Origin of the sequence: uncultured Azonexus sp. (assembly GCF_937982035.1) — a bacterium.
Classification (GTDB): domain Bacteria; phylum Pseudomonadota; class Gammaproteobacteria; order Burkholderiales; family Rhodocyclaceae; genus Azonexus.
Map to the genome: position 1 here is coordinate 64847 of NZ_CALJNI010000014.1, position 13471 is coordinate 78317.

General features: G+C 62.0%; 11 protein-coding genes. All 11 read right to left on the reverse strand.

Features of this window, described 5'->3' with window-relative positions; genetic code table 11:
* Nucleotides 1–7: 7 nt before the first annotated feature.
* The gene (locus tag Q0799_RS10410; protein ID WP_298398051.1) at nt 8–1915 is read right to left on the reverse strand and encodes a chemotaxis protein CheA; all 1908 of its coding nucleotides are present in this window, start codon (nt 1913–1915) and stop codon (nt 8–10) included.
* A gap of 12 nt (nt 1916–1927) precedes the next feature.
* On the reverse strand, nt 1928–2767 hold the full coding sequence (cheZ, locus tag Q0799_RS10415; RefSeq protein ID WP_298398053.1) for a protein phosphatase CheZ: 840 nt from the start codon (nt 2765–2767) through the stop codon (nt 1928–1930).
* A gap of 10 nt (nt 2768–2777) precedes the next feature.
* Nucleotides 2778–3173 carry a chemotaxis response regulator CheY gene (gene cheY, locus Q0799_RS10420; RefSeq protein WP_028994488.1) on the reverse strand — a complete coding sequence of 132 codons (396 nt, stop codon included), beginning with the start codon at nt 3171–3173 and terminating at the stop codon, nt 2778–2780.
* A 25-nt stretch (nt 3174–3198) separates the two neighbouring features.
* Entirely contained in the window at nt 3199–4137 is a 939-nt protein-coding gene (locus Q0799_RS10425; protein ID WP_298398054.1) for a chemotaxis protein, read from the reverse strand.
* A 14-nt stretch (nt 4138–4151) separates the two neighbouring features.
* Entirely contained in the window at nt 4152–5114 is a 963-nt protein-coding gene (locus tag Q0799_RS10430) for a chemotaxis protein (protein ID WP_298398055.1), read from the reverse strand.
* A 125-nt stretch (nt 5115–5239) separates the two neighbouring features.
* Nucleotides 5240–5545, reverse strand: coding sequence for an STAS domain-containing protein (locus tag Q0799_RS10435; protein WP_298398057.1), 306 nt, complete (start codon nt 5543–5545; stop codon nt 5240–5242).
* A 77-nt stretch (nt 5546–5622) separates the two neighbouring features.
* Nucleotides 5623–6693 carry a chemotaxis response regulator protein-glutamate methylesterase gene (locus Q0799_RS10440; protein ID WP_298398059.1) on the reverse strand — a complete coding sequence of 357 codons (1071 nt, stop codon included), beginning with the start codon at nt 6691–6693 and terminating at the stop codon, nt 5623–5625.
* The gene (cheD, locus tag Q0799_RS10445; RefSeq protein WP_298398061.1) at nt 6693–7301 is read right to left on the reverse strand and encodes a chemoreceptor glutamine deamidase CheD; all 609 of its coding nucleotides are present in this window, start codon (nt 7299–7301) and stop codon (nt 6693–6695) included. The genes Q0799_RS10440 and cheD overlap by 1 nt, the downstream gene beginning before the upstream one ends.
* 11 nt (nt 7302–7312) lie before the next feature.
* On the reverse strand, nt 7313–8218 hold the full coding sequence (locus tag Q0799_RS10450) for a CheR family methyltransferase (RefSeq protein ID WP_298398062.1): 906 nt from the start codon (nt 8216–8218) through the stop codon (nt 7313–7315).
* 1 nt (nt 8219) lies between these two features.
* The gene (locus tag Q0799_RS10455; RefSeq protein ID WP_298398064.1) at nt 8220–11042 is read right to left on the reverse strand and encodes a methyl-accepting chemotaxis protein; all 2823 of its coding nucleotides are present in this window, start codon (nt 11040–11042) and stop codon (nt 8220–8222) included.
* A 23-nt stretch (nt 11043–11065) separates the two neighbouring features.
* Complete coding sequence (locus Q0799_RS15185) at nt 11066–13453, reverse strand: methyl-accepting chemotaxis protein (RefSeq protein WP_366940778.1); 2388 nt, start codon at nt 13451–13453, stop codon at nt 11066–11068.
* Between the last annotated feature and the right edge of the window lie 18 nt (nt 13454–13471).

A 13471-nucleotide genomic window follows, 5' to 3' on the forward strand; every position in this document is an offset into this window, starting at 1 on the left:
TCGTGCGTCAGGAAAACTCGAAGTTGCGAATCGCCATGCCGGTATCGCCATGCTGACTGAAGTCGGTGAGCAGTTCCTTCATGTCGAGAATCAACACGATCTGACCGTTCGACAGCGTGGTGACACCTGCAACCCCCTTCGGACGGAAGTCCTCGAGCGACTTGATGACCGCATCGTCGCGGCCGGCGAAGCTGTCCACACCGAGGATGAAACTTCGCTCCGCGGTCTGCATGAACACCCCGTACTCGGGAGAACGGTCGGCCGGCCAGCCGAGCAGCTTGGCCAGGGAAATGACCGGCAGCACCTCGCCGCGGACCACCAGCGTTTCCTTGCCGCCAACTTCCTGAACGCGCTGCTGGTCGATCGGCAGGATTTCCCGCACCAAGGACAACGGCAGGGCGAAGGGTTGGTCGCCCAGGAGCACCAGCAAGACCGGCAGAATGGCCAGGGTCAGCGGCAGGGAAATCAGGAACACCGAGCCCTTGCCGGGTTCGGAACGAATCTCGACCGAGCCGTTGAGCTTCTGGATGTTGGTCTTGACCACATCCATGCCGACCCCCCGGCCGGACACGTCGGAAATCTGCGTTTTGGTCGAGAAACCGGGCAGGAAAATCAGATTCAGGCTCTGCCGCTCGTCCAGCGTATTGGCTTCTTCTTCGGAAATCAGGCCCTTGTCCACCGCCTTGGCGCGAATACGCTCGGCACTCATGCCCTTGCCGTCGTCGGCAATGATCAGGACGATATGATCGCCTTCCTGACGCGCCTCCAGGCGCACCAGGCTCTTCGCCGGCTTGCCAGCGGCAGCGCGCTCGTCGGGCATCTCGACGCCATGATCGACGGCATTGCGGATCAGGTGGATCAGGGGATCGGCCAGATCCTCGATCATCGTCTTGTCGACCTCGGTTTCTTCCCCTGCCAGCACCAGCTCGACATCCTTGCCCAACTGGCGGGCCAGGTCGCGGGCAATACGTGGGTATTTCTGGAACAGCCGTCCGATCGGCTGCATCCGGGTCTTCATCACCGAGTTCTGCAGATCGGAAACCAGCAGATCAAGCTGGCTGACCGCCTGATCGAGGGCGTGCAGCGTTTCCGAATCGCTCTTGCCGGCAAGGATGTCGGCGCGCAGACTGGTCAGGCGGTTCTTGGTCAGGCCGATTTCGCCGGACAGGTTGAGCACCTGGTCCAGACGCGAGGTATCGACGCGGATGGTATTTTCACGCCCCCGTTCCTCGGCGCGACGCGAATTGCTGGCGGTCGCCGCCGGTCGATCGCTGGCGCGACGTCCGAACGGCGAAGGGGCCGCATCCTTGCCGCCGGCAACCGCCGGAGTTGCTGCCGCCGACGCCTTGACCGGCTCAGCCTCGGCACGGGTAATCAACTCGCCTTGAGCGGCCTTCACCGGTTCACCGGTAATCGCCGACTGCAAGCTGGCCCAGTCGGGTTCTCCCCCGGGAGCGCTGCTCGGCGGCGGTGCCTGCACCGGCGGCGGCTCGGCAGCAGCCAGTGCACCACTTGTCGGCAATTCGCCATTCAATGCCCCCTGCAGGGCCGCGATAACGCGAGCATCGGCCGGCTGGGGCTGAACGCCCTGGCCCAGTTCGCCGAACATTTCGCGCACGCCCTTGGTGGCATCCATGATGACGTCCATCAACTCTGCGGTCAGCTCGAGCTCGCCGTTACGCAGGCGGTCGAACAGGTTTTCGGTCAGATGGCACAGCGTCACCAGTTCGGTGGCGTTGAGAAAGCCCGCACCGCCCTTGACCGTATGGAAACCACGGAAGATGTCGTTGAGCAGCCCCTTGTCGTCCGGTGTCTTTTCCAGATCAACCAGCTTGTTGTCCACATCGGACAAGAGGTCGTGGGCCTCCTGCAGGAAGTCCTGCAGCAGATCCTCCATTCCCGAGAAATCACTCATTTTTCATCCTCCTCAGAAGCCGAGGCTTTCGAGCAGGTCATCGACCTGCTCCTGATTGACCACGACATCGGTACGACCTGCCGCATTCACGACCGGACCATTCATCAGGCTGGTCACTTCTTCGGTTTTCTTGGCCTCGGGCAAGACCTCAATCAGCAAGCCCATCAGACCGGTCTCCAGTTCCTGGGCAAGCGCGACGATCTTCTTGATCACCTGCCCGGTCAGATCCTGGAAGTCCTGAGCCATCATGATTTCCGTCAATTGCGCATGCGTCGCCTTTGCTTGCCCCGGCAGGTCCTGCTTCAGGAACTGCCGGGTTTCCACGGCCAGCGCCTTGAACTCTTCCGGGCTCATCTGGTTGGCAAACACCTTGTCCCAGGCAGCCCCCAGATCGCGGGAACGACTTTCCATGCCATCGACCAGGGGACCGGCCACATCAGTGGCGTTGAGCACGCGGCAGGCAGCCTGCTCGGTCAGGTTGGCGACATAAGCCAGCCTATCCTTGGCATCGGGCAGGGCGGAGACCGTTTTCTCGATCAGCTTGTCGTAACCCAGTTGCCCCAGCGTGTCGTGCAGGACACGCGCCATCTGACCGATACGGTTGAACACGGCCTCCTGCTGCGACCAGTTTTCCGCCGGATCGCCTGACGCGGCAACTGCCTCGACAGCAACCGGCGGCGGCACGGCCTCGGCGGCGACGCTGTCGAACAGCGCCTGCAATTCGTCGTTGTCTCCCGTCGCAGCCGGCGCGGGGGCAGGCGGCGGGGCGGGTTGCGGGGCCACCGGCTGGTAGTCGGTTGCGATCGAATCGAACAGGGCTTCGAGATCGGCGGAATCGTTAGTTGCAGACATACAATTCCCCTCAGGCCTGACCGTATTTTTCGAAAATCTTGTTCAGTTTCTCGGACAAGGTTCCCGCGGTGAAGGGCTTGACGATATAACCGCTGGCACCGGCCTGGGCTGCCGCGATGATGTTTTCCTTCTTCGCTTCTGCGGTAATCATCAGCACCGGCAGATGCTTTAGCGTCGGCGTCGCCCGGATAGTCTGCAGCAAGGTCAGACCATCCATGTTCGGCATGTTCCAGTCGGTGACGACAAACTCGAAGCCGCCTCCCTGCAGTTTCTGCAATGCGATGGCCCCATCCTCGGCCTCATCGACGTTGGTAAAGCCCAACTCCTTCAGCAAGTTGCGGACGATACGACGCATGGTCGAAAAATCGTCTACGACCAGAAACCTCGTTTTGGGATCAGCAGCCATGCAACACTCCAATAGACATTCTTGTTTAACGCTCAATCAAGGGACGCAGGGTATCGGCCAGCGCCTCAGCATCAAATTTGGCAACGTAGGCATCGACGCCGACGGACTTGCCCATGGCCCGGTTGGCCTCCGACGAAAGGGATGAATGCATGACCACCGGCACGCCTTCGAAGCGCGGGTCGGACTTGATGTTCTTGGTCAGCACGTAACCATCCATTTCGGGCATTTCCGCATCGACGAGAATCAAGCGGATTTCGTCGCGGATATTGGCGCCGACCTGCTGCGCATGCGCGGCGATGGCCTGCAGGCGGGTCCAGGCCTCCATGCCGTTGGTGGCATGTTTGTGACGTACACCCAGCTTGTCGAGAACTTCCGAAATCTTGCGCCGGGCGACGATGGAATCGTCGACGAAGAAAATACTGGTATCCGGATCGACACGGGCCGGCGAGATGTCGATGATCATCGCTTCGCCGAAGGCATTGGCCAGAATCTGCTCGACGTCGAGGATGGAGACCAGACCGCCCCCCTCCAGTTCGATGACTGCGGTAATCAGGCCATGGTTGGCCGTCAGCACGCTTTCCGGGGCTTTCACCCGCTCCCAATCGACGCGGATGATGCGATCCACTTCATGCACCAGGAACCCCAGGGTCCGCTTCGAGTACTCGGCCACCATCATGGTCTTGCCCAGCCCCGGCGGCACGCCGTCGAGCTGCATGAACGGCGCCAGCGACAGCACCGGGATGACGTTGCCGCGCAGGGAAATCAGCCCTTCGACGCCACGCGGCATGTTGGGCGTCTTGGTGATGTGCGGTGTGCGACCGACCTCGCGCACCTTGAACACGTTGATGCCGAATATCTCACGCGTTCCCAGCGAGAACAGCAGGATTTCCATCTTGTTCGACCCGGCCAGGCGGGTGCGCGCATCAACGCTATCGAGCAGATTCTTGCTTTCGACCAGATTCATCTTCGTCTCCTGCCTCAGCCCTTGGCTGCTTCATCGACACCCAGACGACGGGCCAGCGTTTCGGACAGGCGCTGCGGCTCGAACTTGGGCACATACTCGTCAACGCCGACCGACTGACCGAGCTTCTGGTTGGACATTCCCGACAGCGAGGAATGCATGATCACCGGAATGTTGGCAAACCGCGGGTCGGACTTGACCTTCTTGGTCAGGATGTAGCCATCCATCTCGGGCATTTCGATATCGGTCAGCAACAGGTTGATGATCGAGGAAACCGGCTTGCCGACCGACTTGGCATACGACGCAACCTTTTCCATCTCGTCCCACATCTGCCGCCCGTTAACCGCACTGACGCCCTTGATGCCCATCGCTTCCAGGGTGCGCTCGATCTGCTTGCGCGCCACGCTGGAGTCATCGCAATAAAACACGGTGACGTCGGGGCGGTCGACGTTGACCACGCTGCGGAACATGATCTCGTTTTCGATGGTGGTGGTTTCGGCAAGCACCTTTTCCACGTCCATCATCATGACCAGGCGATTGTCTTCCAGTTCGGTCACCGCGGTCACCAGACCGCCGGTCTGGGCCGTCAGCATTTCCGGCGGCACCCGCATCTTGCTCCAGTCCAGGCGCAGGATGGTATCCACGCCCTCGACCAGGAAGCCCTGGGTGTGCCCGTTGTATTCGGTGACGATCATGATTTCACGCGGGGTGTCGGCAGATATCCCGGAATACTTCGCCAGGTCGATCACCGGCACCAGCGCACCGCGCAGACTGACCATCCCCTCGACCGAGGCCGGCATTTCCGGCGCGGCCGTGATCATCGGCGTGCGCATCACCTCGCGCACCTTGAACACGTTGATGCCATAGGTTTCCCGGCGGCCGGTCCGTTGGTCGACGCCGAGGAAGAACAGCAGGATCTCAAGCTTGTTCGTTCCGGCCAGCTTGGTCCGTGCATCAATATTTTTAAGTAATTCCGACATTCCCATCCCCTCGCCTGATACGCCCAGCGGCGCTCACATCGGGCAAAACTACCACGCAACGGGCACTTAAGCCAGACAAGTCACCGGCCCGCGCGCTCAAGCGCTGACAAAACCATAAAAACCGCTCAGACGATGCGGAACAGCTTGCTGAAATTGGCGATCTCCAGAACCTGGCGCACGTTGCCTTGTACGCCACTGAGCACGACATCCTTGCCGCAACCGCCCATCTTGTCGCGCAGCATCAGCAGCATGCCCAGAGCCGAGCTGTCCAGGTAGTCCACGCCGGAAAAATCAACCGTCACCGCCTGACAACCGGCATCGGTGATCAACGGCTCATAGGCGGTTCGGAAATCCCGATGCGTATTGAAATCAAAACGACCGACCAGCGCGATCGTGGCGACTCCGGCTTCCTGCTTGACGCTTGTCTGCATTGTCATTCCTAAAAAAATACCAAATCTCGGCCTAGTTTAATACTTTCGTTGATTCCGGCAAGCCCTGCCCGGAAATATTACCGCACCGCCGCCATCACCCTGCGCGCCATTTCGTCGAGCGCGCATTGCTCCTCGACGGCGCCGATCAGGAAGGCCTCCCTGGGCATACCGTACACCACGCAGCTGGCCTCATCCTGACCGAAGGTGCGGGCACCTGCCTGACGCATGCGCAACAAGCCTTGGGCGCCATCCTTGCCCATCCCGGTCAGGATGACGCCGACAGCTTGCCGGCCGACCAGCTGGGCCGCCGAATCGAACAGGACATCGACCGAAGGACGGTGCCGATTCACCGGATCGGCGGCCGACAGTTCGGTCTGAAAACCGTTGCTGCCACGCCGGATCAGCAAGTGCGAATGCCCCGGCGCAATATAAACCGTTCCCGGCTCAAGGCGCTCGCCACCCCGTGCTTCGACCACCTTTGGCGCGCACAGGCCGTCGAGACGCTTGGCGAACGAGGCGGTGAAAGTCTCCGGCATATGCTGAACAATCAATATCGGTGGGCAAGTCTCGGGAATGCCAAGGAGAAACTCCTTGATCGCCTCGGTACCGCCGGTAGACGCGCCAAGAAAGATGATCCGGCCATTTCCCGCGCCCGCCGCTGCCTGGGAGGGCGCCGTCGTCACGGACATCGGACGCCCCCCGGTCGACGCGGCCGGCGCGGTGACGAGGTGACGTCCACGCAGACGGGCATGTCTCGCGGCGCGGATCTTGTCGACCAGTTCTTCAGCATAGCTTTCCATCGAATGCGCACCTTCGGCACGCGGTTTGCCAATGAAATCCACCGCGCCCAGTTCAAGCGCCTTGAGGGTGGTTTCGGAGGTTGCGCCGGTATAGGAGGAGACCATGACCACCGGCATCGGCCGCAGCCGCATCAGACGCTCAAGGAACTCAATACCGTCCATGCCCGGCATATGCACATCGAGCGTCAGCACATCGGGATTCAGGGTCTTGATCAGATCCCGTGCCGTCTGGGCATCCTGCGCGGCACCGACCACCTCGAGATCGGGCGCGGCATTGATCATCGTTGTCAGCAATCCGCGCATCAGGGCGGAATCATCGACAATCAGGACACGGGTTCTGGTCGCCATCAAATGAACAACTCCACATCGCCAGCCATCGGATCGCCGGACAGCCTGGCCTTGTAATCCCGTTCGCGACTGAACAGGGTTTCGTTATGAACGCGGTGCAGCTTCTTGACCAGCACCCGGCCGCTCTCAGAGAAGAAATAGACTTTGCGCGGATAGGAATCGAGCAAATCCTTGGCCACGATCGGTATTTTTTCCGTCTTCAGGTAATTGAGGACGAATTCTGCATTGCGCACACCGACGTTGCTGCTGGCCAGGCTGGCCATCACCGCGCCGCCGCCGAACACCTTGGCTTCCAGGCGGTTGCGGCGCGCCCCCATCTTGAGCAGGTGGTTGATCAACACTTCCATGGCGTAGGAACCATAGCGCGCGGAAGTGGCGACGGTTTCGCGGCGGCTGCCATCGTCGGGCAGCATGAAATGATTCATGCCGCCGATACCGGCATCGACGTCGCGGACACAGGCAGCAACGCAGGAACCGAGCACGGTGACCAGGAGCATCCCCTTGTCGGAAACGAAATATTCCCCCGGCAGTATCTTGGCGGCATCCGTTTCGAAATGCCGGTCAAAATAGCGGTTGGTTGCCAGATTTTCGTCGTAGGCGTGCTGCACGCGTTTCCTTTTCAGCGCGATCCGGCCAGGGTGTATACCGTCTTGCCTATGGAACGGAAGAGGTCGGCGGCATGCAGGAAACTTTCCGAATGTCCGGCGAACATCAGGCCATCCGGCTGCATCATCGGGGCAAAGCGGGACAGTATCTTGTACTGGGTCGGCTTGTCGAAATAGATCATCACATTGCGACAGAAAATGACATCCAGCGGCCCCTTGACGCTATAGCTGGCATCGAGCAGGTTGATCCGGCGGAACTCGATCAATCGCTTCAGTTCCGGACGAACGGCGGCAAAGCCTTCCTGGGCACCGGTGCCGCGCAGGAAAAAACGGCGCAGCCGTTCCGGCGACATCTTTTCCAGGCGATCCATGCCGTACACACCCTTCTGGGCCGTCGCCAGCACGTTGGTATCGAGATCGGAGGCGACGATGCTGACATGCGAAACTTCCGCGCCGAAGGTTTCCGCAACCGTCATGGCAATCGAATAGGGCTCCTCACCGGTCGATGCTGCTGAGCACCAGATTCGCACCGGCCGCCGGTTGCCCAGCTTGCGCAGATGATCGGCGAGGATCGGAAAATGATGCGGCTCGCGGAAAAACGAAGTGAGATTGGTGGTCAGGGAATTGACGAAACGCTCCCACTCATCACCGCCGTTGCGCTCCAAGGCATCGAGATAATCGCCGAAGGTTGCCTTGTTCAGGGCGCGCAAACGACGCGCCAGGCGCGAATAGACCATGTCCTTCTTCACCGGCGACAAGGAAATCCCGGCATGCTGGTAGATCAGCTTGCGCACCCGGTCGAAGTCGGCGTCGGAAAAGGAGAACTCGCGGGCTGCCGGCTCCCTGGCCGGCAAGGCCTTGCTCAATTCAGTGCGCAGGCTACCCGGCGTGGCGAGCGGGCGTTTCGGATCGAGCGCCATCTCAGAACTCTTCCCACTCGTCGTCGAGGCTGGCCGGCAAGCTGCGCATCTTCTCGCGCGGCTGCGACGACGCAGGCCGCCGCTCGATGGCCGGTGCGGACGGCGGCGGCAGGCTGGGCGTGCGCGATTCGGCGAGCTTGAAAACCGCGACGGCTCGAGCCATGGACTCGGCCTGCTCTTCCAGGCTTTCTGCAGCGGCGGCGGCTTCCTCGACCAGTGCGGCATTCTGCTGCGTCACTTCGTCCATCTGACTGACCGCCAGACTGACCTGCTCGATACCGGCGCTCTGTTCACGGCTGGCCTCGGCAATATCGGTGACGATCCGGGCCACGCGCTTGATGCTGCTCATGATCTCGGTCATCGTCGTACCGGCCTGGTTGACCAGTTTGCTGCCCACCTCGACGCGACCGACCGAGTCCGAGATCAGGCCCTTGATTTCCTTGGCTGCAGCCGCACTGCGCTGGGCAAGGTTGCGCACCTCGGTGGCCACCACGGCAAAGCCGCGACCCTGTTCGCCGGCTCGTGCGGCTTCCACCGCAGCATTGAGCGCCAGGATGTTGGTCTGGAAAGCGATGCCGTCGATGACGCTGATGATGTCGGCGATCTTGGCGCTGGCCTGGTGGATGGAGCCCATGGTTTCGACCACCTGGCCGACCACATCGCCCCCCTGTTCGGCCACGCGCTGCGCGCTGCCGGCCAGTTCGTTGGCCTGGCGGGCGTTCTCGGCATTCTGCTTGACCGTCGCCGTCAGTTCTTCCATGCTCGACGCGGTTTCCTCGAGACTACTGGCCTGCTCCTCGGTGCGCGCCGACAGGTCCTGGTTGCCGGAGGCGATTTCCTTGGCCGCCACATTGATCATTTCGGCCGACGACTGGATGCCGCCCACCAGTTCGCGCAGCCGCAGCACCGTCTGGTTGGCGTCGGTCTTCAGGCGGCCGAAAGTTCCCTGGTAATCGGTTTCCACGGTATGCACCAGATCGCCGGCGGCAATCCGCGACAGCAGGTCGGCGATCTCGCCGATCGCCGAAGCGGTGGTCTCCAGCAGGCTGTTGATCCCCTTGCCGAGTTCGCGGTAGAAGCCCTCCAGCGATTCGGCATCGAGCCGGGCATCAAGGTCGCCGCTGGAGGCTTTCTTGATCAGGTCGGCAACCAGGCGCTGGGCGGTGATTTCCGCCGTCCGGTCCTGCCATTCGCCGACCGTGCCGAGACGCTCGCCGCGCTCGTTGATGATCGGATTGGTCACCACATTGAAGATGCGACCGCCGATTTCCATCTCGGTCACGCGGGTGTCGCGCAATTCGCGCAAGGTCTTCAGGGCGGCCTGCGGATCGGCGTAGAAACCACCGATATTGCTGCCGACGAAACTGTCGACGGCAAACCCGGGAATCTGTTCGCGCAATGCCGGTTCAATCTTGCGCAGCGTCGACTGCAGTCCCTTGTTGGCGTAAAGCACCAACCCGTCGTCGTCGGCAATGCGCAGATTGGAATTCACGCAATCCAGGGCAATGCGGATGCGCAGATTGTCGTTGGCAATGCGCTTGGCTTCGGCCACGTTGAAGCCCTGCTGGATCTGCATCGACTGCAGGCCCTGCAGGATCCTGCCCATCTCGTCGTTGCGCGAGACGTCGACATTGCGGGTGAAGTCGCCGTTGGCCAGCGAACGGAAGGTGGCAATGATTTCATGGATCGGCCCGGTGATCGAGCGGGTGATGGCCATCGCGATCCACAGACCGATTGCCAGCGCCAGCAAGACGATGGCAGCGGCCCAGGTCAGTTGCGAGCGATAGAGCGCCTCGCCTTCGCTGACCAGTTGCTGCGCCTCCTCCGCCTGCGCGCTGAACAGGGCCTCGGCCTTGGCCGCCGCTGCGGTGTAGGTCGGGTTGATCTTCTGCAACAGGATCATGTTCGCATCGTCGAACCGACCTTCCAGCAGCGCCTGCTTGGCCGGCAACAAGCCCTCCTGCACATAGGCCGTCCGCGCAATCTGGAACTCGTTGACCAGTTGCTGCTGATCGGGCGAATGCGGATTCTGGTTGAACAAGGCCCACTGACGATCGACCTCGGCAAGATTGGCATCGATCTGCTTGGTATGGAAACTGAGGTCGTGATCGTGCAACGCGGCGTAGCGCCCTTCCGGATCGTGTTGCAGCGTCAGCAGCACCTGGCTGCGGTTTTCCGCCATCAAGCGGCCGATCACCGCCAGTGCCTGCGTCGGCTTGACGCCATCCTGGTTGAGCGCGGTTGTATTGTCGCGCACCTTGCCGATCCCCCAGATGCCCAGTGCAGCGATGAGGACGCTGGCCAGCAGGAGCGTCGAAAATCCGGCAAACAGCTTCTGGCGCAAGGACCAGCCAGCAAACAATCCGGCCCCGCCGTTGACCACCGCCCCGTGACGGATGCGCAGCCCGCCGGCCCGGTTTTCGCGGAACATGCGATAAGCAGCCTCGGCGGCTTCGACCTGCTGCCGGGTCGGCTGCCGGCGCACCGACATGTAGCCGACGATCTGATCGTTTTCCCGGATCGGGGTGGCGGTCGCCAGCACCCAGTAGAAATCGCCGTTCTTGCAGCGGTTCTTGACCAGTCCGGTCCACGGCCGGCCTTCCTTGAGATCGCGCCAGAGATCGGCATAGGCTTCGGTCGGCATGTCCGGATGGCGGACGATGTTGTGCGGCTGGCCGATCAGCTCATCCTCGGTGAAACCGCTGATATCGAGAAAATCCTTGTTGACGTAGGTGATCAGGCCTTTGAGATCGGTCTTGGAGACGATCAGGCTGTCCGCCGTCAGGGGGACTTCGTTCTGGGTCACAGGCTGGTTATTACGCATGAATCGGCCCTTTTCCTTCCAGGTTAAAACTCTGCCCAACCGTCTTCACGGGCAGACATGACGGGAACGCGCCCCATCGCTAGTGTTTGTGGTTTCTTTTCCGTCAGCATCGGCGCCGCAACCTTGCCGGGCGCTGGCCGGCGATCCGGCAAGGCAGCCGGCCTCCTGGCAGCAACGGGGGCGGGCACTTCGCCGGTCGGCGACAGCCTGAACGCCGCCACCGCCTGCGCCAGGCTATGCGCCTGTTCCTGCAGGCTTTCGGCGGCTGCCGCGGCCTGTTCGACCAGGGCGGCATTTTGCTGTGTCACCTCGTCCATCTGGTTGATGGCGCGCCCGACCTGTTCGATGCCGGCACTCTGCTCGCGGCTGGCGGCCGAAATATCGCTCATCAGGCGGGCAACATTCTGGATGCTGGAAACGACCTCGGCCATGGTCGTCCCCGCGGTTTCGACCAGCCGGTTACCGACCGCCACCTTATCGACGGAGTCGCCGATCAGCCCCTTGATTTCCTTCGCGGCCGCCGCGCTGCGCTGGGCCAGGTTGCGCACCTCGGTGGCGACCACGGCAAAGCCACGGCCCTGCTCGCCGGCACGGGCCGCCTCGACCGCCGCGTTCAGGGCCAGGATGTTGGTCTGGAAGGCAATGCCGTCGATGACGCCGATGATGTCGGCGATACGGCGACTGGATTGCTGGATGGCGCTCATCGTCGTCACCACCTGGCCGACGACGGCGCCCCCCTGCTCGGCAACCCGCTGCGCGGTATCGGCCAGTTCGTTGGCCCGACGGGCATTTTCCGCATTCTGGTGCACGGTGCCGGTCAGTTGCTCCATGCTCGACGCCGTTTCCTCGAGACTGGACGCCTGCTGCTCGGTCCGCCCGGACAAGTCCTGATTCCCCTGGGCGATCTCCTTGGCGGCCGTGTTGATCGCGTCGGTGGCCTGCTTGATCGAGAGGACGATCTCGCTCAGGTTGTCGACCGTGCCGTTGGCATCGTCCCTGACCTTGGCCAGCAGCCCCTGATAGGGCATGTCGATCTTCTCGGTCAGATCGCCGGCAGCCAGCCGGGACAGCATCCGGCCGATCTCTTCCAGTGCCCGGCTGTTGGCATCGAGCAAGCTGTTGATGCCGGTGCTCAGCTTGAGGAAGAAGCCTTGCTTGTCCGCCGGCGAAACACGGCGCGAAAAATCACCGGCCACGGCAGCATCGATGATGTCGCTGATTTCCTGTTCGATGGCCACCTCGCCGGTACGATCCAGCCACTCGACGACAGTTCCCAGGCGGCTATTGCCTTCGCCGATCACCGGCGTGGCAACCAGGGCGAAGGTCCGCGAGGCCAGCTTGATCTGGCTGCGCTGCGGCTCGCTCAAGGCAGCCAGCCGGTCCGACTGGAATGCCGGATTCAGCGCCTCGATACGAAACGCCCCGCCATTCAGCGCGGCGGCCTGAAAATCCGGCAATTGCTGACGGATATCGGCTTCGGCGCGCCGCATCATGTCCAGCAGGGCGTCGTTGCAGTAAATGACCCGCCCGCCGGGGTCGGCCAGCATGACGCAGTTGGAGCCGACATCGAGCGCCACCTTGATACGCAGGGTTTCGGCAGCCACCTTACGCTCGCTGGCCGTACGCGCCTTCAGGTCGGACTGCATGCGCGCCAGCGTGCGCAGCAGATGCGCCGGTTCGTCGCGCCCTTCGGCGTCGATCCGGTTATCGAAATTGCCGCCGGCCACCGACTCGGCCACCGCCACCGCCGACGACAGGGGCCGGGTGATCGCCCGCGTGACCCAGATGCCGGCGGGGATCATGATCACGACAGCGAATGCGATCAGGCCGAACAGGGTGCGTTCGACAGTCGAGCGGATGCTCGCAACCTCGTCGAGCGCCGCGGCATTGGCAGCCTTCTGGCGGGACACCAGCTGGCCGATGGCGCCCTGCCAGGCATGCATGGCGGGCGTCAGTTCATCGACGAAATACGCCTCGATATCGGGCCGGTTCCCCTCGCCGACGAGCACGAACAGTTGCGTCAGACGGGCCTCTGCGCCCTGGCGCAGGGCCGACAACTCCCCCAGCTGCGCCCTGGCTTCCGGCGCCAGGGCCATGTCGGCCAGTTGCCGTTCGTTGGCCTGGTAACGCTTGATCGCCAGGTCGACACCCTGCCGCTCCTCGCGCTGCCGGCTGATTTCTTCATAAAGCAAGGCATTGCGTGCATGCAGACCGATGTTGCCGAGATAGCCCTGCATTTCGTGGGCCAGTTCCATGCCCTGATTGTTATCGACGGCGATGGTCTGCACCTTGTCGCCGATCAAGCCAAGGCTGACCAGGGCAATCACGACGAAGGCAATCATCAGCGCCAGCGCGCCGACCGTGGTGGCGATCAGCCGGCTGCCTATCCTGAAATTGCGCACATTCAACATTTCGCCCTCCCGAAACGT